Source organism: Nocardiopsis sp. NPDC049922 (genome assembly GCF_040660275.1).
GTDB lineage: Bacteria > Actinomycetota > Actinomycetes > Streptosporangiales > Streptosporangiaceae > Nocardiopsis.
This window is the reverse complement of record NZ_JBFAME010000017.1, coordinates 98,531-124,706: the sequence shown is the minus strand read 5'-3', so window position 1 is coordinate 124,706 and position 26,176 is coordinate 98,531. Positions and strand designations below refer to the sequence as shown.

Annotated in this window: 19 protein-coding genes; 10 read left to right on the top strand and 9 right to left on the bottom strand. The window is 72.2% G+C overall.

All coding sequences use genetic code 11. The features are described 5' to 3' along the window. Nucleotides 1-127: 127 nt before the first annotated feature. The 5 genes from thyX to AB0I72_RS24820 all read right to left on the bottom strand — a co-directional run bounded on the left by thyX (nucleotide 128) and on the right by AB0I72_RS24820 (nucleotide 6,218). The gene (thyX, locus tag AB0I72_RS24840; RefSeq protein WP_358572740.1) at nucleotides 128-925 is read right to left on the bottom strand and encodes an FAD-dependent thymidylate synthase; all 798 of its coding nucleotides are present in this window, start codon (nucleotides 923-925) and stop codon (nucleotides 128-130) included. A 141-nt stretch (nucleotides 926-1,066) separates the two neighbouring features. After that, nucleotides 1,067-1,207, bottom strand: coding sequence for a GPGG-motif small membrane protein (locus tag AB0I72_RS24835; protein WP_358572738.1), 141 nt, complete (start codon nucleotides 1,205-1,207; stop codon nucleotides 1,067-1,069). Nucleotides 1,208-1,325: 118 nt separating this feature from the next. Beyond that, on the bottom strand, nucleotides 1,326-3,557 hold the full coding sequence (locus tag AB0I72_RS24830) for an anthranilate synthase component I (RefSeq protein WP_358572736.1): 2,232 nt from the start codon (nucleotides 3,555-3,557) through the stop codon (nucleotides 1,326-1,328). A gap of 220 nt (nucleotides 3,558-3,777) precedes the next feature. Then, nucleotides 3,778-4,494: a response regulator gene (locus AB0I72_RS24825; RefSeq protein WP_358572752.1), complete on the bottom strand. Its 717-nt coding sequence runs from the start codon at nucleotides 4,492-4,494 to the stop codon at nucleotides 3,778-3,780. A gap of 68 nt (nucleotides 4,495-4,562) precedes the next feature. Then, nucleotides 4,563-6,218 (bottom strand): ATP-binding protein, encoded by a 1,656-nt coding sequence (locus tag AB0I72_RS24820; protein WP_358572734.1) that lies wholly within the window; start codon nucleotides 6,216-6,218, stop codon nucleotides 4,563-4,565. Between the two features lie 165 nt (nucleotides 6,219-6,383). Here AB0I72_RS24820 and AB0I72_RS24815 point away from each other — a divergent pair, with 165 nt between their 5' ends. The 6 genes from AB0I72_RS24815 (at nucleotide 6,384) to AB0I72_RS24790 (ending at nucleotide 13,731) form a co-directional block, all read left to right on the top strand. Further along, nucleotides 6,384-7,427, top strand: coding sequence for a tripartite tricarboxylate transporter substrate binding protein (locus AB0I72_RS24815; RefSeq protein WP_358572732.1), 1,044 nt, complete (start codon nucleotides 6,384-6,386; stop codon nucleotides 7,425-7,427). A 14-nt stretch (nucleotides 7,428-7,441) separates the two neighbouring features. After that, the gene (locus AB0I72_RS24810) at nucleotides 7,442-8,167 is read left to right on the top strand and encodes a tripartite tricarboxylate transporter TctB family protein (RefSeq protein WP_358572730.1); all 726 of its coding nucleotides are present in this window, start codon (nucleotides 7,442-7,444) and stop codon (nucleotides 8,165-8,167) included. 22 nt (nucleotides 8,168-8,189) lie between these two features. Next, entirely contained in the window at nucleotides 8,190-9,737 is a 1,548-nt protein-coding gene (locus AB0I72_RS24805; RefSeq protein WP_358572728.1) for a tripartite tricarboxylate transporter permease, read from the top strand. A gap of 15 nt (nucleotides 9,738-9,752) precedes the next feature. Beyond that, a complete protein-coding gene (locus AB0I72_RS24800) occupies nucleotides 9,753-10,745 on the top strand; it encodes a tripartite tricarboxylate transporter substrate-binding protein (protein ID WP_358572727.1) in 993 nt (330 codons plus the stop codon). Nucleotides 10,746-10,999: 254 nt separating this feature from the next. After that, entirely contained in the window at nucleotides 11,000-13,384 is a 2,385-nt protein-coding gene (locus AB0I72_RS24795) for an ATP-binding domain-containing protein (RefSeq protein ID WP_358572725.1), read from the top strand. Between the two features lie 86 nt (nucleotides 13,385-13,470). Then, a complete protein-coding gene (locus tag AB0I72_RS24790; protein ID WP_358572723.1) occupies nucleotides 13,471-13,731 on the top strand; it encodes a hypothetical protein in 261 nt (86 codons plus the stop codon). A gap of 9 nt (nucleotides 13,732-13,740) precedes the next feature. Here AB0I72_RS24790 and AB0I72_RS24785 read toward each other — a convergent pair whose 3' ends face one another. Further along, nucleotides 13,741-14,688 (bottom strand): alpha/beta hydrolase, encoded by a 948-nt coding sequence (locus AB0I72_RS24785; protein WP_358572721.1) that lies wholly within the window; start codon nucleotides 14,686-14,688, stop codon nucleotides 13,741-13,743. Nucleotides 14,689-15,100: 412 nt separating this feature from the next. Between AB0I72_RS24785 and AB0I72_RS24780 the strand changes: the two genes are divergently transcribed. Further along, nucleotides 15,101-15,991, top strand: coding sequence for a hypothetical protein (locus tag AB0I72_RS24780; RefSeq protein ID WP_358572719.1), 891 nt, complete (start codon nucleotides 15,101-15,103; stop codon nucleotides 15,989-15,991). Nucleotides 15,992-16,057: 66 nt separating this feature from the next. Here AB0I72_RS24780 and AB0I72_RS24775 read toward each other — a convergent pair whose 3' ends face one another. Continuing rightward, nucleotides 16,058-17,695, bottom strand: a complete 1,638-nt coding sequence (locus AB0I72_RS24775; protein WP_358572717.1) for a hypothetical protein — start codon at nucleotides 17,693-17,695, stop codon at nucleotides 16,058-16,060. A 279-nt stretch (nucleotides 17,696-17,974) separates the two neighbouring features. Further along, the gene (locus tag AB0I72_RS24770) at nucleotides 17,975-19,480 is read right to left on the bottom strand and encodes a DUF4241 domain-containing protein (protein ID WP_358572715.1); all 1,506 of its coding nucleotides are present in this window, start codon (nucleotides 19,478-19,480) and stop codon (nucleotides 17,975-17,977) included. A 193-nt stretch (nucleotides 19,481-19,673) separates the two neighbouring features. On the opposite strand from AB0I72_RS24770, the gene AB0I72_RS24765 reads away from it, so the two are divergent. Together AB0I72_RS24765 and AB0I72_RS24760 are read left to right on the top strand one after the other, a co-directional pair. Next, the gene (locus AB0I72_RS24765; RefSeq protein WP_358572713.1) at nucleotides 19,674-21,641 is read left to right on the top strand and encodes a plasmid pRiA4b ORF-3 family protein; all 1,968 of its coding nucleotides are present in this window, start codon (nucleotides 19,674-19,676) and stop codon (nucleotides 21,639-21,641) included. Nucleotides 21,642-21,973: 332 nt separating this feature from the next. Continuing rightward, nucleotides 21,974-22,714: a class I SAM-dependent methyltransferase gene (locus AB0I72_RS24760; RefSeq protein ID WP_358572711.1), complete on the top strand. Its 741-nt coding sequence runs from the start codon at nucleotides 21,974-21,976 to the stop codon at nucleotides 22,712-22,714. Between the two features lie 47 nt (nucleotides 22,715-22,761). Here the strand turns inward: AB0I72_RS24760 and AB0I72_RS24755 are convergent. Continuing rightward, a protein-coding gene (locus AB0I72_RS24755; protein ID WP_358572709.1) for an IS5 family transposase occupies nucleotides 22,762-23,591 on the bottom strand; the annotation gives its coding sequence in 2 pieces (ribosomal slippage) (nucleotides 22,762-23,228 and nucleotides 23,228-23,591; 831 coding nt in all). A 442-nt stretch (nucleotides 23,592-24,033) separates the two neighbouring features. Between AB0I72_RS24755 and AB0I72_RS24750 the strand changes: the two genes are divergently transcribed. After that, nucleotides 24,034-26,142, top strand: coding sequence for an RNA polymerase subunit sigma-70 (locus tag AB0I72_RS24750; protein ID WP_358572707.1), 2,109 nt, complete (start codon nucleotides 24,034-24,036; stop codon nucleotides 26,140-26,142). The last annotated feature ends 34 nt before the right edge of the window (nucleotides 26,143-26,176 follow it).

Genomic DNA, 26,176 nt, shown 5'->3' with positions numbered 1-26,176 from the left:
AGCGGCGTGCTCGGTGCGGCGCCGCCCGGCCACGGGCAGCGGACCGGCGTGCGGGGGGGGGGGGGCCACCCGCCCCCCCCCCCCCCCGGTTCCGCCCGGGGGGGGGGGGGGTCGTGCGTCGGAAGGGTCAGACCTTGCGCCAGCGGGGCACCCAGGCGCCGTCGGTGACCTCGTAGTCCCCGAACAGCGCGGGCGCCTCCTTCTGGAGGGTCTCGCCGATGCGGTGGAACAGCAGGCGGATCTCCTCCTCCGCCCCCGGCGCGGTGCGCGCCTCCAGCGTGTGCCGCAGTGTCCGCACGTTCGCCGTCCACACCAGCCCGGTCGCCACGCCCTCCGGCGCGAAGCGGCGCATGAACGAGGTCTTGTGCTTCTTCTCGGCGAACTTCACGCCCTCGTCGTCGAGGCCGAAGTGGTCCGCCATCCAGAGCTGGAACTCCTCCATCCGCTGGAGCATCTCCGAGGCGCGCTCCATGAGCTCCGGGTCCTGCTCGGCCCACTCCGGGAACCAGAACGGCAGGTCGGTCAGGCGCACGAACCGCAGCGACTCCTGGGAGACCGCCACGCCCGGCCGGTGCCGGATGAGCTCGTGGGTGAGCACCCGCGACACGTTGTGCAGCACGAAGCTGAAGCTGACGTGCTCCAGCACTGACCCGTGCAGGCTCGCCAGGATGTTGCCGAGGTAGGCGTCCTGGTCCTTGCGCACCCGGGTGACGTTGGGGTTCAGCCCCGGCTCCCAGGACCGGTAGCACAGTCGACCGGCGAACTCGGCGAGGTTCTGCGGGTCGTTGAGGTGGGCGTCCAGCTCACCGCGGTCGAAGCGCTCCAGCCACGCCTCTCCCCCGACCTCCTGGAGGTAGTCGGCGATCTCGTCGTAGTCCACCTGCGGACGCGCGACCAGACGTACCTGCGGCTCGACCTTCTTCACAGCACCCTCTCCTCATGGCTCCCCGCCCCGAGCACACGCCAACACCGTGACCTGGGGGTTTCCGGGCCACGGGAACACGAACTTGGGCTGGGCCGATTGGCCTTCCCCGAGGGTACACGTCCGACGGCGGAACTCCGCGCCTCAGATCCCGTAGAAGTATCCGGGGGCGATGATCAGCCCGACGACGATCGCCACGATGCCCCAGAGCAACTGCCCACGCAGGACGCCCAGCACACCGGCGACGATGAGGATGAGCCCGAGGATAGTCAGTACGATGCCCATGGCCGTCCCCTGCCCGAGAACGCGTTGGACCAGCACCAGCCACGAGTAATGTTTCGGCCTCGTGGACCGCGGCCCGTGCGTGGGCGCCCCACACACGGGCCGCGCCGGAGCGCGCCGCTCAGTCCCGGGCCAGGCGCAGCATCCGCGCCACGATCCCCTCACCCACGGTCGCCGTCAGGATCGACTCGGGGTGGAACTGCACCCCGTACCACCGCGCCGCCGTGTCCTCGATCGCCATCACCACCGGGTTCCCACCGTCGAGAACGGCGGTGACCTCGAAGCCCTTCACCAGTTCGGGCAGCGTGTAGGTGGAGTGGTAGCGAGCCGCCGGGAAGACCGCCTCCTCGCCGAGCCCCTCCAGCAGCCGCCCCCCGAAGACCCGGACCGTCCCGGGCTTGCCGTGCACGGGTTCGTCGAGCGTGCGCAGCTCACCCCCCGCGTGCTCGACCATCGCCTGCAACCCCAGGCACACCCCGAACACCGGCAGCCGCCGCCGCACCAGCTCGTCCAGCAGGGCCGACATCCCGAAGTCCACGGGCAGCCCCGGCCCCGGGGAGAGCACCACCAGGTCGGGGGCGAACCGGTCGAGCAGGGACGGGTCGAAGCCGTACCGGACGGTGGTCACCTCGGCCCCGTGCCTGCGGACGTAGTCGGCCAGGGTGTTGACGAAGGAGTCCTCGTGGTCGACGAGCAGGACCCGCATCCCCTCACCGGGCAGCCCGTCGCCGGACGCGGTGACCGGCTCGGGGCCGTGGTCCGCGGAGCCGTCGTGCGCGACCGCCGCGCCCTCCTCCCGCTCGCCCAGCGCGAGCGTCTCCAGCAGGGCGCGCGCCTTGAGGAAGGTCTCGCGCTCCTCGGCCTCGGGGTCGGAGTCGTAGAGCAGGGTGGCGCCGACCCGCACCGTGGCCACGCCGTTCTGGATGTGCGCCGTGCGCAGGGTGAGGCCGGTGTTCATGGAGCCGTCGAAGTTGACGACGCCGACGGCGCCGCCGTACCAGCGCCGGGGGCTGGTCTCGTGCTGCTCGATGAACCGCATCGCCCACGTCTTGGGGGCGCCGGTGACGGTGACCGCCCACATGTGGGTGAGGAAGGCGTCGAGGGCGTCGAACTCGCGCCGCAGCGTGCCCTCGATGTGGTCGACGGTGTGGATGAGGCGCGAGTACATCTCGATCTGACGCCGCCCGATCACCCGGACGCTGCCCGGCTCGCACACCCGCGACTTGTCGTTGCGGTCCACGTCCGTGCACATGGTCAGCTCGGACTTCTCCTTGACCGAGGAGAGCAGCTCCTGGATGTTCTCCGCGTCGCCGAGGGCGTCCTCGCCGCGGCCGATGGTGCCGGAGATCGGGCAGGTCTCGACCCGCTGACCGGTGCCGGGCTCGCCGGTGACGCGGACGAACATCTCCGGGGAGGCGCCGACCAGGTACTCGCCCTCGCCCAGGTTGAAGAAGAACTCGTAGGGCGCGGGGTTGCGCTCGCGCAGCAGCTCGTAGAAGCGGGCCGGGGACGAGCAGCGCGCGTAGGTGCGGTGTCCGGGCACGACCTCGAACAGGTCGCCGCGGCGGAACTTCTCCTTGGCCTCGGCGACGATGCGCGCGTAGGAGCCGGGCTCGGGCCCCGCGGGGACCTCGGCGGCGACCACGCGCGGGGTCGGCGCGGTGGCGCGCTCCAGGCCCTCGGTCCCGGCCTCGGGGCGCTCGCCGTCGCCCGGGACGGTGAACTCGTAGGTGTAGCGCACGCAGGTCTCGCGCTTGCGGTCGCGGACCACGATCGCGTCGGGCAGGTGCAGGACCAGGTCGCGGTCGGCGGGGTCGCGGTCGATGTGCGGCTCGACGGGCTCGAACTGGAAGGCCAGGTCGTAGCCGAAGGCGCCGTACAGCCCCAGGTTGGCGTCGTCGGGGCTGCTCATCGCGGCGACGACGGCGCGGACCGCGGTGAAGACGCTGGGGCGTCGGCTGCGCTCCTCCTCGGTGAAGAACGCGTCGGCGTCGGCCTCGGGGACGGTGACGGCGACGTGGTCGGGGCTCTGCTCGCGGTCCTCGGCGGCGCCGACCCCGATCAGGGCGTCGGCGACCACGGGCAGCACGACGCGGCCGCGCGCGTTGAGGGCGGTGGCGGTGACGCGGCGCCCGCGCGCGCTGATCTCCAGGCAGGGGTCCACGTACCCCAGGTGCCAGCGGGAGTAGCGGCCCGGATACTCCATTCCGGAGGAGAGGACGCCGCCGCGGCGGTGCTCGACCGCCTGGACGAGGTCGGTGAGCACTTCGGGGTCGCAGTCGGCGGCGGTGCGGCGGACGGTCACGCCGCCCTGGGTGCGGTACGTGGTGGTTTCGACGTCGCTGGGGTTCACGGCCGGTCCTTTGGCGCTGTGTTCGGTCGGAGTGGGTCACACCGGCCGGGGCCGTGGAAACGAAGAACGACCGCCGGTCCGGGGCGGTCGCTGATCTCGGGTATACGAACCGGGTGCACCGCCTAGGAGCGGCGCCACCACTGGGAGACGGGTGTGATCTCGGTGCGCATGCGACCGAGTGTAGCGGGTCACGCCCGCCCCGGCCACCCGGCGGGGCGCCTCACCCGCCCGACCATCGGTAACGGCGCTCGGGCCGCCCGGCGGTCCCGTACCGCAGCCGCACCTCCGCGTGCCCCTGCTCGACGAAGTACTCCAGGTAGCGGCGGGCGCTGACCCGGGAGACCCCCGTCTCGGCCGCGCACTCGGCGGCGGACATGTCCGCCGCCTCGCCGCCCCCGGACGCCGCGCGGGTCAGCGCGGCGCGGACGAGGTCGGCGGTCTGCGGGGTGAGGCCCTTGGGCATGCTCCGGGCCGGGGCGGGGCGCTCGGGCGGCCGGACGGCCCCGAACACGCGGTCGACGGCGTCCTGGTCGGGCGACCCGGCGGTCTCCAGGTCACGGCGGAGCCTGGCGTAGCCGCGCAGGCGTTCGACCAGCTCCGAGGGTTCGAAGGGCTTGATGAGGTACTGCACGGCTCCGCCGCGCAGCGCCTGGCGGACCGTGGCGCTGTCCCGCGCGGCCGTGATCACCAGGACGTCCACCTCGGGCAGGTCGGGTCCGGCGTCGGGGCCGCGCAGGCGGCGCAGGACGTCGATGCCGTTCATGTCGGGCAGGTAGACGTCCAGGAGCACCAGGTCGGGGCGGGTCTCGGCGACCATCTCCAGGGCCTCGGCGCCGGTGCGGGCCTCGCCGACCACGGTGAAGCCGGGCAGGCGTTCCACCAGTGCCCGGTGGACGCGGGCCACCATGAAGTCGTCGTCGACGATGAGCGTGCGCACCGGCGGTCGCTCGGCCGAGGGGAGGGCCGGGCTCCCCGCACCGCCCTGGTCGTCGGCTCGGCTCGTGCTCATGGGCCCTTCTCCTCGTCGTCGTGGCGGTCGTACAGGACGGCGGTGAACTCGGAGCCCGAGACGGTGGCCTCGCCTCCGCAGCGCGCGCAGACCAGGGCGACGATGGCCAGCCCGAGGCCCCGTTTGCGGCCCGCGACGTCCTTGGTCGTGTAGCCGTGCTGGAACACCCGGGCGGCGAGTTCGCTCGGCACCCCCGGCCCCGAGTCGCGCACGGACACGCGCACCGGTGCGCCGTCGCCGCCGACCACGTCCACCTCCACCCAGGCGCGCCGGTCGGGCCCGGCGGTCTGGGTGGCCGCGTCCAGCGCATTGTCCACCAGGTTGGCGACGACCGTGACCAGGTCGGCGGCCAGTTCCTCGGAGAGGGGGCCCAGGTCGGCGGTGGGCGCGACCCGCAGCTGGGCGCCCTGCTCGGCGGCCAGGCTCGCCTTGGCGATGAGGAGGGCGGCCAGGGACGGGTCCTTGATCCGCTCCGTGACCTGTGCGCCCAGCCGGGCGCGGGCGCCGCCGATCTGGCTGACGTAGCGCGCGGCCTCGTCGTACTCGCTCAGTTCCAGCAGGCCGGAGATGACGTGCAGCCGGTTGGCGAACTCGTGGGCCTGGGCGCGCAGGGTGTCGGTGGTGGTCCTGCTGGCGTCCAGTTCGTGCTGGAGCTCGACCAGGTCGGTACGGTCGCGCATCGTGGTGACCGATCCGACGGCGCGCCCCTCGGTCTCCAGGGGCATCCGGTTGAGCGCGACCAGCCGGTCCCCGATGGCCACGATCGTGTCCCGGCCCCGCACCCGGCCGAGCAGGACGTCGCGCAGGCCGTCGGGCACGTCGAGGTCGGACAGGGCGGTGCCGACGCTGTCGGGGCGCAGGTCGAGCAGGCGGACGGCCGCGTCGTTGACCAGGGTGACGCGGTCGTCGGCGTCCAGGCCCAGGACGCCCTCCTTGAGGCCGTGCAGCATGGCCTCGCGGTGCTCCACCAGCCGGGTGATCTGCTCGGGTTCCAGGCCCAGGGTCTGGCGTTTGACGCGGCGGGACAGCAGCAGCGATCCGACGACGCCGAGCACGCTGGCGATGCCGAGGTAGACGAGCAGGTTGGGGGTGGCCAGCACGAGCAGTTCCCCGGGGCCGGGGTAGTCGCTGCCCGCGACGACGACGCCGAGGATGGCGCCGCCCTCGCCGATGACGGGGACCGCGGCGGCGACCGTGCGTTCCCCTCCGACGTCGGAGACCCCGGTCCAGGCGCGACCGCTCAGGGCGGTGGCCACACCGGGCAGGTCCGCCTCGTCCGGGGCGTCGACGGGTCCGGGGTCGAGGGTGATCGGCCGCCCCCGGTCGTCGTGGACCACGACCATGTCGGCGCCGGACAGCACGCGGACGCTCTCGGCCAGGGGCGCCAGGACGTCCCGGCGGCCGGGATCGCCCAGGCCGACGCGGACGGTGTCCCGGGCGGCGGCGCTCTCGGCGACGGCGAGCATGCGCCTGCTCTCGGTCTGGCGCAGGCGGGCGTCGGACTGGGCGAGCGAGACCGCGGCCACCATGACCAGAACGGTCACGATGATGCCGAGCTGGAGGGCGAGGAACTGCCCCGCGAGGGTGAGCCGCCGCCCCGAACCCCCGTCCGCCCCGCCGCTCCCGCCGTCCACGGTGTCGGCCGCGGTCACGACCGCGCCCCGCGATCGCCCGTGATCACTACGAACACAACGTCCGTTACCTCCATTGCCCGCACAAGAATCACAACACTTCTCGCCGCGGTTTCCGTCTGTTTGCCTGTGTGTTGCCTCACAAGAGATCCGGAACACACCGGTGGCATCCCCTACGGAGACACTATGCGGCGCATCACATCCCTCTTCCCGTCCACGCCCGGGACCGGGTCGACGAGATCACGGGCACTGCGGCTGGCCTCGGCCGCCGCGGCCCTGCCGCTGGCGCTGACCGCCTGCGGTTCGGACGGCGGAGGCGCCAACGCCGACGGCACCTGGGCGCCGAACCGCCCGATCGAGATCACCGCGCCCGCCGCGACCGGCGGCGGCTGGGACACGCTCGCCCGCACGAGCGCCCGCCTGCTGGAGAGCGAGGGGCTGGTCGACCAGTCCGTCCAGGTGGTCAACAAGCCGGGCGCGGGCGGCGCGATCGGCTGGGCCTACGTGGCCGGCAACGAGGCCGACCCGCACAAGCTGTTCGTGACCAGTCCGCCCATCCTGCTGGTGCCGATGGCGGGCGACTCCGACTACGACCACGACGACTTCACCCCGATCGCGCGGCTGGCCACGGACTACATGGTCTACCTCGTCCCCGCGGACTCGGAGCTGGAGACCTTCCAGGACCTGGTCGACATGGTCGGCGAGGGCGACGCCAACATCGGCGGCGGCTCCGGCCCCGGCAGCATGGACCACGTCGCCCTGGCGGGTGCGATCGAGGCCGCGGGCGGCGAGGCGGCCGCCGCGAGCTACGTGCCCTTCGACGGCGGCGGTGAGGCCATGACCGCCCTGCTCGGCGGGCACGTCGACAGCGCGGTCGTCGGTGTCAGCGAGGCGGCGGGCATGCTGGAGGCCGGTGAGCTGCGGGCGCTGGGCGTCTCCTCGCCCGAGACGGTGGAGGCCTTCCCCGAGATCCCCACGCTGCTCGAACAGGACATCGACTTCACCTTCGACATCTGGCGCGGCGTGATGGCTCCCGCCGGGCTGGAGGAGGCCCAGGTCACCTACTACGAGGACCTGTTCGCCGACCTCATGGAGACGCAGGCCTGGCAGGAGGAGTCGGCCTCGCTCGGCTGGACCGACGGCTACCAGAACAGTGCGGACTTCGGGGCGTTCCTCGACGAGCAGCGCTCCGAGTACACCGAGATCCTGACCGAGGTCGGGCTCCAGTGACGACGGAGGACTCCATGACCCCGCGCGACACGGGCTCCGAGGGGGCGGCCCCGCTCCGCCCCCTCGGGGGGTCGCGGACCACCGAGGCCGCGAAGACCGCGAACGCCACGACCACGAGGACCACGGGGACGTTCTCGTTCCGCAACCGGACGGTGGCGGTCGCGCTCGCCGTCCTCGCGGTCGGCTACCTGGTCCTGGCCTTCCAGGTGCCCGAGTACACGGCGGTGAACGTCCCCGTGCAGCCGGGCACCCTCCCGCGCTGGCTCGGCGTGGTGCTGCTGGTGCTGGCGGCGCTGCTCTTCCTCCAGCGCGACCAGGCCGCGGACGGGGACGAGGACGGCGACACGGCCGGTGACGGCGCGGCGGACGACGCCGCGGGCGGCACGGGCGACGGGGCCGACGCCGAGGAGACCCGTGCGGCCGGGGCCGGCGCTGCGGACGCGCCGGAGGACACGGCCGAGGCCGCGCCCGCGTCCGAACCGCTCACGCTGGGCCGTCTGCGGGACGCGCGCCTGGAGGTCGGGCTGTTCGTCGCGGCGCTCGTCGTCTACGTGGCGCTGTTCGAACCCCTCGGGTTCGTCCTGTCCACCGCCCTGTACCTGGCCGCGATGACCGTCTACCTGGGCTACCGCCGTCACGTGGTCACCGCCGTGGTGTCCGTCGGCCTGCCCCTGGGCCTCTACCTGGCCATGTCCGAGGGGCTGGGCGTCGTCCTGCCGAGCGGACCGCTCCCGTTCTGACCCGATCGAGGCGAAAGACACCATGCTCGACCAACTCGTTCAGGGGTTCGCGGTCGCGATGACCCCGCAGAACCTGCTCTTCGTCTTCATCGGCGTGCTCGCCGGAACCGTCATCGGCATCCTGCCGGGGCTGGGCCCGATGAGCGCGATCGCGCTGATGATCCCCATCGCCTACGGAATGGATCCGACGTCGGCGATCATCATGCTGGCCGGGGTCTACTACGGGGCGATCTTCGGCGGCTCCACGTCGTCCATCCTGCTCAACGCGCCGGGTGTGGCCGGAACCGTCGCCACGTCGTTCGACGGCTACCCGATGGCCCGGCAGGGCAAGGCGGGCAAGGCCCTGGCGATCGCCGCCCTGTCGTCCTTCACGGGCGGCACGATCGGTGTCGTCGGTCTGATGCTGATCGCGCCCAGCCTGGCGTCGTTCGCGGTCAGCTTCGGCCCGACCGAGTACTTCGCGCTGATGGTGCTGGGCCTGACCGCCGTGGTCTCCCTCGCCGGTCGCAACCTCGTCAAGGGGCTGGTCTCCGCGGTCGTCGGCGTGATGATCGCGCTGGTGGGCATCGACTCCCAGACCGCGATCACCCGCTTCACCTTCGACCTGCCCGAGCTGTACGAGGGCGTGGAGTTCCTCATCGTCGCGCTCGGCGTGTTCGCGCTGGCCGAGGTGCTGGTCATGCTGAACCGGCGCGGCAGGGGCGGCGCCCGCGGCGGGGTGACCTCGCTCCGGCTGACCAGGCGGGAGATGGTCCAGATCACGCCGCCGACCCTGCGTTCGGGCGTGCTGGGCTTCTTCACCGGTGTGCTGCCGGGCGCGGGCGCCACCGTCGCGTCGTTCCTGTCGTACTCGGCGGAGAAGCGGATCGCCAAGGACGGCGACACGTTCGGCCGCGGCAACCTCAAGGGCGTGGCCGCGCCCGAGTCGGCGAACAACGCCGCCGCCGTGGGCTCGTTCGTCCCGCTGATGACGCTGGGCGTGCCCGGGTCCGGTACGACCGCGATCCTGCTCGGCGCCCTGCTCGTGCTGGGTGTCCAGCCGGGTCCGCTGATGCTGTCCGAGAACCCCGAGATGTTCTGGGGTCTGGTCGCCTCGATGTACATCGGCAGCGCGGTCCTGCTGGTGCTCAACCTGCCGCTGATCCCGCTGTTCGCCAAGGTGCTCAACACGCCGAAGGCGGTGCTGGTGCCGCTGGTCGTCGTATTCTGCGTGGTGGGTGTGTACGGGCTCAGCTTCAGCGTGTTCGACCTGGGTCTGCTGGCCGCCTTCGGCGTCGTCGGCTTCCTGATGCGGCAGAACGACTTCCCCGCCGCGCCGATGATCCTGGGGCTGATCCTGGGCGGGCTCATGGAGAAGTCGATGCGCCAGGCGCTCCAGATCTCGGGCGGCGACTGGTCGGTCTTCCTGACCGAGCCGATCTCCGCGGCGCTGGTCGCCCTGGCGGTGCTGTCGATGGCGCCGTCGCTGGTGCGGACGGTGCGCGAGCGCGCTGCCCGCCGGTCCGCCGCCGCGACCGGGGGCCGGGGCGCCGACCAGGAGTCCGACCGCACGGAGTCGCTGACGAGTTGACGGGGGACTGATCGGATGAGGAACACGAACCGGCGCGCCGTCCTGGCCGCCGGTTTCGTGCTGCCCCTGGCGGCGTGCCTGCCGCTGTCGGGGTGTGCGCCCGCCCGGGGACCCGCGCGGCTGCGGATCATGGTGCCGACACCGCCCGGCGGCGGGTTCGACCAGACCGCCCGGACGGTCAAGGCGGCCCTGGAGGAGTCGGGGACGGTCCCCGACGTGACGGTGTTCAACCTGCCGGGGGTGTCGGGCACGGCCGCCCTGGCGCGGTTGGTGTACGAGCGGGGAACGCCCGGCCTGGTCCTCCAGATGGGGTTGGGGGTGCTGGCCAACTCGCACATCGAGTCGGCGTCGCACTCGGTGTCGGAGACCACGCCGCTGGCGCGGCTGATCGAGGAGCCCGAGGCGTTGCTGGTGCCGCCGGACTCGCCCCTGGAGACGATCGACGACCTCGTCGCGGCCTGGCGCGCCGATCCGTCCGGGATGGTGATCGGCGGCGGGTCGACCCCGGCCGGTCCCGACCACATGGTGACGATGCTCCTGGCGGAGGAGCTGGGGATCGACCCGAAGGTGGTGGACTACCGCGCCTACGACGGGGGCGGGCAGGTGCAGGCCGCGCTGCTCGGCCACGAGGTGGACTTCGCGGCGGCCGGGCCGAGCGAGCAGCGCGCGGCGATCGAGTCCGGTCAGCTGCGGGTGCTGGCGGTGACCTCCGCCGAACCCGACCCGGAGACGGACGCCCCCACGCTGACGGAGGCGGGGATCGCGCTGCGCTTCCTCAACTGGCGCGGTCTGCTGGCGCCGCCGGGGCTGTCGGAGTCGGACCGGGAGGAACTGCTCTGGATGGTCGAGGAGCTGCACGCGTCGGCCGAGTGGCACGCCGAACTGGAGCGCCACAGGTGGACCGACGCGTACCTGGTGGGTGAGGGGTTCGCCGTGTTCCTCGCCGATGAGGAGGAACGGGTGGGGGCGGCGCTGAACCGGCTGGGTGTGACCGGGGAGGGCGACTGAGCCGAACCCCGTCGGGCCGGGCGCGTCGGGGTGCCGGACTGTCGTGACGAGGGAGTGCCGGGCGATTGGCCGCCGGGGAGCCGGGGAGCCGGGGAGCCGGGGAGCCGGGGAGCCGCTGCGGCTCGGGAGTGCCGGGCGGTTGGGCACCGGCAGTCAGGAAGCGCGCTACACGAATGGATGCGTGCTATTCTAGGGAATTCGCCATTTTCTCATAAAGCACACAAAAAACCATCTAACCAAAGGATAGCAAGTAGATGGAGCTCCGTCAAGTGGACGCCGCGCCGGACACCACCGACACCCCATCGGACACCGTCCTTCACCCCTCTCCCGCCGCCGAGGCCGCCCGGGGCGCCGACTCCCCCGAGCGCGCCGCCCTCGCCGAGGAGCAGACGCGGGTCAGCGCCATGTACGAGCGGCTGGACGCCCTGCGGGACTACACCGACGGCCAGCTCTCCGCCGCCCACCTGCAAGCTCGGTCCGGATACGCGGCGCTCGTGGAGCGCGAGGACCGCTCGTTCGCGCAGGCCAGGCGCCGGACGCAGCTGGGGTCGGTCGAGGAGGGGCTGTGCTTCGGCCGGATCGACCTGGCCGCCGAGGACGCCGCGGCCACGGAGGACGGCGGGACCGAGGCACGCTACGTCGGCCGGATCGGACTGCGCGACGCCGAGTACGAGACCATCCTCGTCGACTGGCGGGCCCCCGCCGCCCGGCCCTTCTACGCCGCCACGCCCGGTGACCCGTCCGGGCTCACCCGCCGCCGCCACCTGCGGGTCCGGCGGCGCCGCGTGGTGGGCGTCGACGACGAGGTCTTCGACCCCGACGGCCTCACCGAGACCGACCGCCGCCAGCTGGTCGGCGAGGCGGCACTGCTCGCCTCGCTGCGGCGGGGCCGGACCGGACGGATGGGCGACATCGTGGCGACCATCCAGTCCGAACAGGACCGGGTGATCCGGGCGGGACTGTCCGGGGTCGTCGTGGTCCAGGGCGGGCCGGGCACCGGCAAGACCGTCGCGGCCCTGCACCGGGCCGCCTACCTGCTCTACACGCACCGACGCGCGCTGGAGCGGCGCGGCGTGCTGGTGGTCGGGCCCAACCCGGCGTTCCTGCGCTACATCGGCGATGTCCTGCCCTCGCTCGGGGAGACGGACGTGGTCATGCGCACGCTCGGCACGCTGGTTCCCGGCGTCGAGGCGCACGAGCACGACGCGCACGCGACAGCGCGCGTCAAGGGCTCCGAGCGGATGGTCGACCTGGTGCGCGCCGCCGTGCACGACCGCCAGCGCACGCCGACGCGGGCGTTCGGGTCCCCCGGCCTGCGGGTGGAGACCGACGCGGGCCCGCTCGTCGTTCCCGGCCCGGCGTGCGAGCGCGTCCTGTCCGCCGCGCGGGGCATGCGGCGCGCGCACAACGTGGCCCGCAAGCACGTGGTGCGGTCGCTGCTCACCGAGCTGGCCAGGGCCGAGGCGACGCTGCTGTCGCGGCCCGCCGACGAGGACGACCTGCCCTTCCACGGTGAGCGGCTCTGGCACGAGGACGCGGTGCGGGAGGCGATCGACGCGCTGTGGCCGTTGCTGACGCCGCGGCGGCTGCTGGAGGAGCTGTTCGCGGACCCCGAGGCGCTGGGCCGCGTGGGCGAGCGGGCGGGGCTGGACGCCGACGAGCGCGCCGCCCTGGTCCGCGCTCCGGGTTCGGGGTGGACCGTGGAGGACGTGCCGCTCCTGGACGAGGCCGCCGACGTCCTGGGCCGCGACGACAGCGCCGACCGGGCCCGGGAGCGGCGCGAGGCGGCCGCGCGGGCGGAGGAGGAGCGCTACGCCCAGGGCGTGCTGGAGGCCACCGGGTTGTCCGAGGTCAGGGTCTGGGACGGGTCCAAACTCCTGGAGGAGTCCGTGCTGGCGGAGCGGCACCGTGACTCCGGCCCCGACCTGACCACCGCCGACCGCGCGGGGGCGGACCGGGAGTGGACCTACGGCCACGTGATCGTCGACGAGGCGCAGGAGCTGTCCCCCATGGCCTGGCGCGCGGTGATGCGTCGGGTGCCGACCCGGTCGTTGACCGTCGTGGGGGACGTCGCGCAGACCGGCAACACGATGGGAACCCGGTCGTGGGTCGCCGCGCTGGAGCCCTACGCGCGGGAGAAGGTGCGGGTGGAGCGGTTGCGGGTGAACTACCGGACCCCGGCGCCGATCATGGCGGTGGCGGCGGACGTGCTGCGGGAGGCGGCCCCGGAGGAGGAGCCGCCGGAGTCGGTGCGCGAGGAGGGGGACCCGCCGCGCGCCGTGCGGATCGGGGGGACGTGGGCGGCGGAGCTGCCCGTGTTGGTCGCGGAGGAAGTCGAGGCGATCGGTGAGGGTCGGGTCGCGGTCATCACGGGTGACCGGGACGTGGCAGCCGTGGCGTCGGCGCTGCCGGAGGCCGGGTGGGCCGGGCGCGGGGGCGAGGACCGTCCGGTGGTGGTCCTGACCGCGCGGGAGGCCAAGGGGCTGGAGTTCGACGCTGTGGTGGTCGTGGAACCGGACACCTTGTTGGGGCAGCCGTGCGGGGCCAACGACCTGTACGTGGCGCTCACCCGCGCCACCAAGCGGCTGACGGTCGCCCACACGGGTGAGCTGCCGCAGGTTCTCAAGCGGCTGGAGTGACGGACGGGGCCACGGTTCCGCCCGGGGCTGGTGTGCGTGACCTTCGGCCCATGGTGGGGGCAGGTGTCGTCAGGGAGCATCGACCCATGACGACACCCCCCTTTCCGCCGAACACCATCCTCATCTCCCCGCGGAACGTGGCGCACCAACTCGGCTGCCAGCACAACGACGAGACCGAGATCCGGTCGGACGAGCACTCGGGCTGGGGGTGGATTCCGGAGGCGACCGCCGAGCAGTGGAAGGGCGTCGGCGAGGACCGGCCGCTCCGGGCCACCCACGGCGAGACGTCGCGCGGGGCCACGACCCGGTGCAAGCACTGCCCGAGTGGGTGGGCCCCCGGTTCGTGAGTCACGGCGTCACCGAGGAACGGGGCCCGCACCGCCGCCGTTGCGGGCCGTGAGGAAGTCGCGTAGCGCCTCGCGGGCGCTGTCGCCGTGGGGCGAGAGCGGCAGGATGTGCCATCCCTCGGGTACGACGTGCAGGTCGGCGTCGGGGATGGTGGCGGCGGCGTGCCGGGCGTGGGCGGGGTCGACGTCGCCGTCGTGGGAGCCGTGGAGCACCAGGGTCGGGCAGGTGACACCGGCGGTCAGGGTGTCGTCGAGGGCGGCCCACCGACGCAGGTCGTTGTCCAGTCCGGCGGCGCGGTCCTCGTAGGGGGTGAGGCTGGCGAAGAGCATGCGGACCAGCGCCGACCGCCCGCCGTCGGCCGTGATCCAGTCGACCACGCCGCGTCGGGCCCGAGGGTCCAGGGTCGATTCCTGGCGTACGAAGTCCGCCACGGCGGCACGCGGCCACCACTCGGCCAGGTGTGTGACCAGCCAGGTGCCGTACGGGCTGAGATAGATCCGCCTGGCCGTCGGGGAGATGACGGGGTCGTAGCGCCTGCTGATGGCGGATTCGAGCACGAGCGAGTCGGCCCGTGCGGGGTGGCGGCGCGCGAACTCGATCGCCGCTGGGCCGCCGCCGCTGATCGCGTAGGCCACCACGGAGCGCACGCCCAGCTCGTCGAGCAGGGCCGCGGCGGCGTCGGCCTGCTCGGCGAACGTCCGGCCCGTCGTGAGCGGGGTGCGCAGGTAGCCCGGCCGCGACCAGCCGATGACCCGGCAGCCCCACTCGGCGAGGTGGTCGAGCACGTGGAGCTGCTCGTGGCCGCCCGGCCCGCCGTGGAAGTACAGGACGGGCAGGCCGGTGGCGGGGCCGGTCTCGGCGTATTCGACCGTTCCGGCGCGTGTGGCCACCAGGTGCCCATGGGCGCGCAGCTCCGCCCTTCTCCGCTCGGCGAACCGCCGATAGGTCACGAACACGGGGGGTCCTCCCGTCACACTCGCACGCATGCGTATTGGTCATACGCCCAAGGCGATCGTACAGGACGACCCGCGTCCCACGAGCGACGCGTTCTCCCGCATCGGGGCGGAGACGGCCCCCGAAACACGGCGTCGAATCCACTCCGAATCTCCGAAACGGAATGACATAAGCCGAAATATCGGGTCCACGATCAACCTGGTGGCCAGGAATGGAATCGCACGCGCGGAATTCGTACGCTGGACCGTATGAACCCACCCGGATGAGACGGCCGGTTTCTCCCATGATCCCCGGACGATCCGTTCCAGGGAAAGCGCGACGGCCCCGACGCCCGCGTTCTCACCGGAAACGAACGTCCGGCGTTCCTGCCCGCACGGAACGCGCAGACGAACGAACCCCCTGGAGATAGTGAGCATGAGTGAACTCGTCACCGTTCTGGGCGAGGCGGCCCTGGACCGGATCAACGCCCTCGCCGACCGGGTCCGGGAGCTGGAGGATCGTGTGTCGGCCCTGGAGGACCCCGCACCGACCCCGGTGACGTCGACGGGCATGGCGGTCGGGTGGCGGGGCCGGGGCACGTCCTGGCCCCGCCTCATCGAGGAGGCCCAGGCCATGGCCGAACGCCCGATGCGGGTGCGGCGTGTGTACGACCCGGACGTTCCGGCCTCGTTCGAGGCGTCGCACCTGCGCCACGACAACGGCCGCCGCGTACAGGTGTGGTCGTTCAAGCCCGGGGTGGGGACGTCCTCCGACGAGCTCGTGCGCCTGTTCGCCTCGATCCCGGACAGGTCCGACGTCTGGGTCGTCCCCTTCCACGAACCCCGGGACGACATGCCGCCCGAGGAGTACCACGCCCTCTACCGCACCGCCCACCGGGCTTTCGTCGAGGTCGGCGGGTTCGCCGGTATCGGCCCGTGCCTGGTCAACTGGGGTGTGCGCGAACGGAACGAGCTGGAGTACGCGATCCCCGAGCTGTCCGACTTCCTGGCCGTGGACACCTACGTCGACCTGGAGGGCACACCGGAGGAGCCGGCCGTCGACCACCTGCGGTCGGCGCTGGACTACGCGAACGCGCACGGTCTGGCCTTCGGCGTCGGCGAGTTCGGGGTGGACCACGATCGCCGGGAGGTCTCCCCCGAGCGGAAGGCCGCCTGGATCCGGTCCTTCGCGGAGGTCGGTGACCACGCCGAACACGGGCTGGCGTGGCTGTGCTACTTCCACGCCGACGTGGGCGGGAACTTCCGGTTGGACAACCACCCGGACTACGTGTCCGCCTACCGGCACGTGTGGGACGCGTACGCGTGACCGCGCCGCGCTGACCAGGCCGGGGAGCGACCGGGCTCAGCGGGCTGCTGGCGGGCCCGCCGCCGGTCATTCACCGTCCCGGCTCCGCACGAGCAGTTCCGGCAGCGAACCCTCGAAGTCGGGCAGCCGCTCGGCCAGACCGTGCCAGAAGCCGGGCCCGGTCCTCGCGGCGGCCTGCTCGAGGTGCTTCGCGCACACGGCACGCCACGCGTTGTTCTCCGGTGTGTTCCCGGGGCGGCGGCACCCGTGGTCGAGCGCCTCCCTGGCGGGCCGGAAGGCCCTGAGCACGGACTCGTCGGTGAGGACTCCGGCGAAGCGGATCCTGTCGACCAGACCGGACCAGCGGAAGTCCCGAGTGGCCAGGTACACGCAGTCAGGACGGGTCAGCGCGACTCGGGCGGCGGTGGCCCCCCTGCGGGCCAGGAGCATCAGTCTCCGGGCGGGCAGCGCGTGGGCCAGGACGTCGGGGAACCCGGGGCGGGCGGCGAGCACGCAGAGCACCGGCTCCGACAGCGGTTCGGCCGTGTGCGCGCGGACCAGCTCGGACCAGGGGGTCGTGTCGTCACCGCACGCGCTGTCCAACACCGCCTGCGCCTCGATGGGGCCCGAGCACTCCCGTAGTTCCGTCACCAGGTCCGCGGTGAGGGCTCGCGGGAAGCGGGCGGCGATCAGGCGGCACAGTTCGGTGTTGGTGCGGGCCCACTCGGAGAGGCGCTGGTCGTTCTCGTCGTCCGCGCCGTACAACCACGCTTGGTCCTCGTGGACACCGGACCGGGCGTAGCGGACCCAACGCGCGATCGGCGCTCGGTCCGGGACTCCGCCCCGACGCAGTCGGGCCAGGATGGGGGCGCGCAGCTCCTGTCTGGAGTCAACGTCCCGCAGGGATTCCTCCATCGCGTGTTCGAGGTCCTCGTCGTCGAGGCGAGCGACGGTCGCGGCCAGGACCTCGGGTGGGGCCTGGGCGAGGATCCGCAGGTCGGGGAGGCGCCGCCCGGAGTTCTCGACCGCGCCCGACGACCTGGCACACAGCCCCTCCAGGCTGCCGGGATGCTCGGGTAGACGCCGGGCCGCGGCCAGCCAGGCGCGTCGGTCGGAGCCCAGCCTCGAACGCAGCATCGCACCGACCGCGTCCCAGAAAGCGATGCCGTACCGGATGTGGTTGTGGTCGTAGCCGTTCACGACGTTCACGAGCAGATCGATACGGGTCGCCGCACGCAGCACGGCGGGCAGGTTCCGCTCGGTCAGCACGTGCCGCACCAGGCTCGGCCGGGTCTCGCCCAGCCGCCGCAGGCTCGGCCACCAGGTCCACTCCGGCAACTCCGCCTGGCGGGCCACCAGGCGGTTGGCCACCGCGGGGTCCCAGGGCGTGAGCAGAGCGGCGGTGACATCGTCCGGGCAGTCCCGGCGCGCGATCAGGGACCGCCGGTGGATTCGCCCGAAGGGTTCGCGCTCGTGGGCGTCGGCCACGGCGGGCCAGTCCACGGGCGCGGCGGCGAGCGATGCGTCACCGTCCAACACCGTGCGGGCTGCCCGCAACGCGGCGGTGGGGTCGGTGGGAATCCCCGGCCGCTCGCCCCTGTAGTGCGCCTCGCTCTCGACGATGAACGCCATCGCCCTGTTGAGGGCGGGGGCGTCGACCTCGGCGAGCGCACGGCTCTGCTCGGTTGAAGGCATCAGCGACACGGCCCACGCGAGCGGCAGCATGTCCTGCTCACGAGGTGAGAGTTCCCCGCGTGTTCTGGGTGGCAGCCCGACCTCCCGCCGTAGGGGTACCGGCGGATCGTACCTGCGCGTCGGACGGGGAGTCCCACGGCGAACCTCCCGGGACCGGAAACGTGCCAGGTCATGCCCGCTGTGTCCGCTGTGTCCGCTTTCGGACACAGAGCACGCGTCCCTCGGAAGCCGGAGCGGCCCGAATCCGAACCGCGCCGACTGTCCGCGACGCGGAGACCTCCCACGGTCTCCCGATCAACTCTCCGGCGGCTACACCTCGCCGGGGCGGTCGATGACACGGGTGTCGACGACCAGGGCGGCGACGCGGCCGTCGACGGCCCGCCCCAGCCACACCGGGCAGGGGTCGCCGCCGTAGCCGGCGGGGAAGGTCACCAGGTTCGCGCCGCTCACCGGTTCGCACAGGGACCTGGACCACGGGCTGGTGTCCGTGGCCCGTTCCCCGGGATCCGCCGAGGCGGGAAGCCCAGGGTCCTCGGTGTGGACGATCGCGTGCGCCAGCCGCAGCAGCACGTGCACGCCCCGCCGGGTGTACGGCTCTCCCGTCATGGAGTCGCCGACGGTCGCCGCGAAGGCCTGCGCCGTACTCCGTCCCGGGGCGTCGAGGAACGCTCGGGCCGCCTCCCTCAGGCTCCGATCCTGGTCAGCGAAGCGTGCCCGCTCCTCCTCCGTGTAGCCGATGAGGAGGTTGTGGTCGTGGTCGGAGGACGCGAAGAGCTCCTGGAGGTGGGGCAGGCACGCGACGTCGCCGAGGCTCACCACGCCGCTGCCGCCGTCCACCATCACGCCGAAGAACTGGCCCTCGCCGAGGACCTGGAAGTCCTCGCCGGGCCGCAGGGCCATCTCCCAGGACTCGACCGGCGTCCCCACCAGATCGGCGACGTCGATCCGCACCCCCGCCACCAGGGCGAACTCCCGATCAGGGTCGGAGGAGCGCAGCACCGACAGCCGCACGGGGTGCTCCCCCGGCGGCAGGGGGACCGCCAGGGCCTGCTGTTCGGTGACCGAACCCAGTCCGGAGGGGTCGCACACGAGGATCCGCCCGGTGGGCAGGGCGACCGTCCCGATGTCGTGCACCTCGACCGTGCTCGGGGTCCTCCACCACGCGTCGCGGTGGTGTCCCCCGGGCTGGAAGAGTTCGTCGACACCGAACGGCGCCAGCGGTCCCGGCGGACACCAGGGCGCGAGCGCCGGGGCGGAATCGGGTGCGGCATCGGCGTCGCCCAGCCGGACGGTCGTGTCACTCAGCCGGGGGTGCAGTGCCAGCAGGCCCTCCCAGCGGCCGAACTCCGGCGCCGGTCGGGTCATGACGGCCACGAGGTCCTCGTCCGGCCTCCGGTTGACCGTCGTGCGTCCGCCGCTGAGGTAGTCGTGGTGGTAACCGGCCCAGTCCGCGCTCATCACAACGATGGTGGTCATGACGAGGTCGGGGGCCGCGTCGGCGGCCTCCGCGGACGGGTCCGGCCACCGGCGACTGTGGGTCAGCGCGAGCTCGCCGTCCTCGCGGCGCGCGTAGCGGTGGTGGGTCCGCCGCTCGCCGTCGGCGTCGAACAGCCAGACCCCGCAGTGCTCGTGCGACCAGGCGATCTCCAGCAGGACCAGCGGATCGCCCCCGGCCTCGCGGACGAGCACGGCGTACTGGTCACCGGAGGCGTCGCGGGCGCGGGCGGTGTCGGGGCTCAGGATCCCGACGGGGCGGGCGGTCTCGGGGTCCCACCCCTCGCAGTAGACGGACGCGTGGGTGAGGGGCGAGGGCATGGGGTCTCCGAGTCGCGCGGGGATGTCCCGGGGAAACTACCGCCCTCCGCCGACACGCGCGCGGGCGGGGTTCGCCGCGTTCGTGCCCGCCCCCATGCCCGACTCTGATCGAATTTCGGGAAACCGCCGAGTCTCCCCGGCTCCGACCGCTAGAACAGAGACACCGCACCGCAGCGAGCGTCAGGGAGAAGGCATGGCACGCCGCGCAATGTCGCATCGGGTCCACCGGCTCATGATCGTCCTCGACGACACGAGCCCTCCGGCATGGCTCCGTGCCGACGTGCCCTCCGTCACCCGGCTCGACGTCCTGCACAGGGTCATCCAGGCCGTCCTGGGCCGGCACGACGAACGCCCGCACACCTTCGTCTTCAACGGTCGGCACTACAGCGACCGGGCGGACGGCCCACCCGTCTCCGGCCCCCGCGACCGCGACCGCGACCGCGACGAGCGCATCGTCAGACTCGCTGACGTCCTGCCGCGTGCCGGTACCTGGGGCATCTACGACCTCGGGGACGGCCTGCCGCGCAGCGTCATCGTCGAGGACATCGCCGACGCCCTGCCCGACACCGACTATCCCAGCCTCCTGGCCAGCGGCGGTGGCCCGTCGTCCGGGGGCTCCTTCGACATCGAGGCGGCGGAGAAGGCGCTCCGCACAGCTGTCGGAACACTTCCGCTGGACGAACCCGCCGACGCCATCCCGTATGCCGACCCCGCGCGGCCGGTGACGCTGGCCCCACGGGACGAACTCGCCCGCACGGCCCTCGACACCCCGCTGTTCGGCGGTGCCGTGCGGCTGGCCCGGTGGACCGCACCGAGTCGGAAGCTGACCCGGACCGGAGTGCCCAGCCCCGCCAGCGCCTGCGCGGCGGTCGAGAAGCTCGATCTGTGGCCGGTGGACTCCGAAGAGGGGGCCGCCGAGCGCGCCGAGGCTCTGTGCCGGATCCGCACGGCCAGGGACCTCCTCGACTTCATGGTTCCGTGGGACGCGGCCGTCGGCCTGGGGTTGGTCGAGGTGCGAGCGAGTACGGCGCGGCCCGCCGACGAGGTCCACGACCTGGAGACGGACGACGAACGGGTGCTGGACCTGTGGACGGTTCTGTTCGAGGCGGTCGTCGACGGCCCGCCCATGCCGGAGGGGTACCACGGCTCGGGGATCGACTGGTCCGACGTCCTCCCTCCGACCCTGCGCTCCCTCTACGAGGCGCCCGACGGCACCGAGTTCTCCCTCGACGAGCTGGCCGATGCCCTGGTTCCGCCCGCTGAGGGACCTCTCTCCGTCCCCGCGCGCGACGCCGGGATGTGGAGGGAGCTCATGACCGAGATCCTGTACGACACCGTGCACGAACTCGCCGCCATCGGCGCGGTGCGTCGCACCGACCGCACTCCCCCACGGCTGGCCGCGCTCTACCGACCCGGACACGTCCGGTCGCGCGTCCCCGACCAGGACGAGGTCGAGGCCGCGCACGAGACCGGGAAGATCGACTGCTCGATCGCCCTCACCCCCCTGGGCCGGTACGGGACCCGGGAGCTCCTGCTCGATATGGGCATACCGGCGCCGCTCAGCGGGTCCCTCGCCGCGGTCGGCGCGGACGAACTCCTGGACGCGCTGGCGACACTGCCGCCGGAGTGCCACGCCGCCGAGGTCACACCGTGGGCCGCCACGCGCACGACGGAGCAGGCCGTGCGGGAGATCGCCGACGCCGCCGCGGCACCGACGGGTCACGGCGCCATGCGCCGGGCCATGGGCGCGGTCGTGCTCAACTCCCTCGGCCACCGGACCGCGCCCGCGTTGCGCGCCCTGCTCGGATCGGAGCGCCGGACGGTGGTCGGGCTGGCCGCCAGCACGCTGCTCAGTTCGGACGTGCTCGCCGAGGAGGAGGGCCGGCGGATGTTCGCCGAACACGGTCCGTGGATGGTCATCGACTCGGTCGCGGGACCGATGGAACTCGGCGAGGACCAGGTCAGCACCCTGTTCGCGGTCAACGAGGAGGCCGACGGAGGGTCCATCGGACGGATGGTGATCGAAACCGCCGACGCCCTGTGGCGGGTGGACCACCCGCAGACCGTCTCGGTGTTGGAGACCGTGGGACGGCTGCACCCGGACAGGCGGGTCGCCAAGGCGGCGCGGAGGGCCGCGCACAAGGCCCGCAGTCGGGGGTGACGGCCGGTAGGGGCGGGAATCCCGGAAAAAGGGTGGAGGGCACACTGGCATTCCAGCAGCGCCCTCCACCGCGAGTCCCAGACCATCCTGCCAATCCCGTGTTCCCCAGAAACCACAACCACAGCCCCACCCGAAGATTCTTGTCGCTTCCGGGCAGAACAAGCATCCGAGCGTCGCTTCGTATCTCACCTCGGAGTCCACCGCTCCCGTGCGACAAGAGCCCCAAGATCGCCAGGCGGTCTAAGAACTCCTAACGAAATGATCTTCAGGATGGATCACGTGGAAGGTAAATGCGTCGACAGCGCCCTCTGCATCCGGCAAAGTGGCCGTCCATGACGAGCAGTGAGCTGTGGACCCGTGCGACCGCCGACCGCTACGACGCCGAGGAGACCGAGATGTCCTCGGCCGCCGTTCTCGGACCGACTCTCGCCTTCCTCGCCGAGCTCGCCGGAGACGGCCGGGCACTGGAGTTCGCCATCGGGACCGGACGAGTGGGCGTTCCTCTCCGGAAACGTGGCGTGCCGGTAGTGGGCATCGAACTGTCTGAGCACATGGCAGCGGTGCTGCGACGCAAGATCGACGAGGACACGCTCCCGGTAGCCATCGGGGACATGGCTTCCATCGTCGTCCCCGGCGAGTTCACCCTGGTCTATCTCGTCTACAACACCATCACGAACCTGCTTACGCAGGACGAGCAGGTCCAGTGCTTCCGCAACGCCGCACGCCATCTGGAGCCCGGCGGCCGATTCGTCATCGAGCTGGGCGTGCCGCCACTGCGGTACTTGCCGCCCGGCCAGGTCGCGGTGCCGTTCGACGTCTCTGAGCAGCATCTCGGCTTCGACACCTTCGACCTGGTCGAGCAGATTCTCGTCTCGCACCATTTCACCCGCGACGGCGACGACGGCCGCTACCGCCGTGGCAACTCCCGGCATCGGTACGCCTGGCCGACGGAGCTCGACCTGATGGCACGGATCGCTGGGCTCGAGCTGGAACGTCGCGTCGCGGACTGGGACGGGGCGCCGTTCACCCAGGACTCCGCGAAGCACATCTCCGTGTGGCGCAAGCCAGCCTGAGGTCGACCACCGGGCCGTCACCGTGAGCCGTGCCTGTCTCGAAACTCTTATCGGGAGCTCAGGCGTCGCCAGCAGATCAGTGCGCATCCGAGGGTGAGGAAGGCTTCGTGGATGTCGTCGCGGATCTCCCAGCGGATCCGCAGGCGGCGGAACCAGTGCAGATGGGCGAATGCTCGCTCCACGACCCAGCGTTGGGTGCCGAGTCCGGAGCCATGCTCGGTGCTCCGGCGGGCGATCAGCGGCTTCACACCAAGATCCCAGACCAGGCGGCGGTACTTGTCGTGGTCGTAGCCGCGGTCGCCCAGCACCACGTCCGGTCGGCGCCGGGGCCGTCCGCGCTTCCCCCGCACCGGCGGGACAGCTTGCAGAAGCGGGATGAGCTGGGTGACGTCGTTGCGGTTGCCGCCGGTCAATGTGGCGGCGAGCGGAATGCCCGTGGCGTCGGTGATCAGGTGATGCTTGCTGCCGGTTCTGCCCCGATCAACAGGGCTTCGTCCCGTCTTCGAGCCCCCTTTAATGCCCGTATGTGGGAGCCGTCGACCGAGGCCCGGGAGAAGTCCAGGGCGTTCGCGCTGCGGAGCTTGGCCAGGAGGATCTCGTGCAGCCGGGGCCAGACCCCGGCCTCGGTCCACTCGGCCAGGCGCCGCCAGCAGGTCATACCCGAGCCGAATCCGAGCTCCTGCGGCAGATGTTCCCAGGCGATCCCCGTGTGCAGGACAAACAGGATGCCCTGGAACACCAGCCGGTCCGGATGCCGCTTGCGCCCCGGATGTCGGGTCCGACGCTCTACCTTCGGCAGCAGCGGCTCAATCACCGCCCACAGCTCGGCATCGACTTCCCACGGCTTTGGCCGCGCCACCCCACACCCCCGGATCATCGTCCCCAGGGCGATTCAAGCACCTCGAAGATCATTTCGTTAGGAGTTCTAACAGAGTCTCCAGACCAGGTGAGGCAGGAGAGGGTCTGTTTGGCCACCACCCAGGTACTCGGACCGAGGTCGGCGTTGAGACTCGGGCAGGCATCGCTCGGCTGTTGCTTGGGGCCAGCCCCCTCAAAGACGTGCTCGGACAGCTCGTCGCAGACGCGTTCCGGGCCTCGCGCGAACACACGGTCCACGAGGCCGCCGTAGTCCCTGATCTGGGAGGGGCGGTCACGGGGGGTTTCGGCATCGCTCACGTCCGGCCACGCTAACGGTTCTTCGCCCCCCCGAGGGCCGTATGACCGTATGCGGACAGTGTCGGGACACGTCGGTAACGGATGTCACCGGCCTCCCCTAACGTGAGCCGTGTTCCCGCACCACGAGCGTGAGAGGCCCCTCCTTGACCCGTCCCGTCGACTTCCGGCTCACCCACCTCGTACCCGCCCTCGACGACACCTGCGACGGGCTGGTCGCCGAGGCGCTCGACCACCCCTCCCTGCCCGAGGAACGCTGGTGGAGCCGGATCCGGCTCCCGCTCGTCCTGGGACGTGTTGGAGCCGAGCACGTGGCCTCCGGGTTGGCCCGTCTGGCGTCGCCCCGTTGGGAGGGGCGGGCCCTGGGCGAGGTGATGCCCGCGCTGTACGCCACCGGCCGCTCGGACGAGTGGGGTGCGGGCCTCGCCGAGCAGGGACCGGTCCTCGACACGCCCCTGTGGCGCCTGACCTCCGGCCTGGACGAGACGAGTGCGGGAAGGACGCTCCGGGCCGCCTTCCTGACCGTCCTGGAAACACTGCCGCGAGAGCCCGGCGGGAACGACGTCCCCAGGGCTGCCGAGGAGGACGGAACCGTCGGCGCACAGAATGCGGACACTCCGGCCACCGGCTCCGAACCGCCCCGGGAGACGCGGGCCCCGGAGCAGTCCGACTCCCTGGGAGAGGACCGCCCGTCCTCCGACCCCGCCGCGTCCTCGGAGCCCGCCGTGGCACCCGCCGTGACCGGGGAAACCGATCACGCCGCCACCCTGCTCGATGAGATCCACTCCTGGTTCATGGTCGGCGACGAGCGCCGTCGCGCCGTGGCCGCGCGACGGATCTTCACCGACGCCCCCGAGACCCTGGAGTCCATCAGCGGTGACTTCGGGGTGACCCGCGAACGCATCCGCCAGATCCACAAGCAGGTCGAGCGGGACCTACGCTCCTGGCTGGACTCCCCCTTCGGCGAACCCCTGACCGCGTACCTGGAATCGGTGTCCGCCCGGCTCGGCTCCGCCGCCCCGCTCGACTCCTTCTGGGCGCTGTGCCCCGAGCATCCCCTGCCCGTTCCGTGCCTGGGCATCCCGATGGGGCGTGTCGTCCTCACCCTGTTGCCCAGGCACCGCGTCACGGACGGATGGCTTCTCACCGAGGAGGCCGACGCCTTCGCGCGACGTCTGTCGGGCCTGCTGGAGACCAGGACCTGTCTGCCCCTCGGTGAGACACTGGAGGCCGCGCACGGGGCGGGGATCCTCCCCGAACACGCGCGAGCGTGGATCGAGACACTGCCCCGTACCGGTGTCGTCGACGACCAGGTCATCCACTGGGGGCGCAGCCTTCCGGACAAGGCGTGCGCCGTCCTGGCCGCCGCGGGGCGCCCACTGCACATCGACGAACTCATCGAGCGCCTCGGCGCAGACTTCAACGAGGCCGGTTTCCGGGAACGGCTGCACAACGACGACCGCCTCATGCGGCGGGACCGCAGGGTCTTCGGTCTGCGTTCCTGGGGCGGTGAGGAGTATCTGGGGGTCGAGGGAACCGTGCGCCGCGAACTGGAGATGGCCGGGGGCGAGATGCGGGTGGCCGAGCTCGCCGAGTCGATCGCGGGCCGCTTCGACGTCAGCGAGAGTTCCGTCCGCTCCCTGACGTCGGGAAGCGCGTTCGCCCACCCCAGGCCCGGGTGGATCGGGCTCCTCGACGACCCCGGGCGCGGCGGTGACAGCGCCTACCGTCCCCGCCGTACCGTGGACCGCACCCGCCGGTGCTTCCGGGACGCCGAGGGCGCCTGGTGGCTGCGCGTGGACGTCAACGCCGAACACCTGCGCGGCTCCGGTTTCCCGATGCCGAACGGCTTCGCGGTGTGGGCCGGGCTGTATCCCGGAGCGCGCGTACCGATGCTCGTCGGTGACCGGGAGTCGGCGGCGACCTGGAAGAACCAGCCGCTGATGAGTTCGGTCCGCCCTCTCCTCCAAGAACAGGGCGCCGCCGAGGGCGACCACGCCTTCATCACGTTCGCCGGGGGGCGCGTGCGGTGTCGGGTGTCCCCGGCCGCCTCCGCGTCCCCTGACCCGCTCTCACGCGCCCTGAACCTGGCCGGTGTGACCGCTCCGGTGTCCGGTACCGCCGCGGTGGCCGTCCTCGCCGACGCGCTGGGGCTGGCCTCCGACACCTCTGCCGACCGGGTCCGGGAGCGTCTGGCCGACCGGGGTGACCACGACATCCTGGAGGCTCTGGACACGCTGGCACAGCGGGGGTGAGGAGCCCGCGGCGCCGCACCGGCACGGCTTCGAA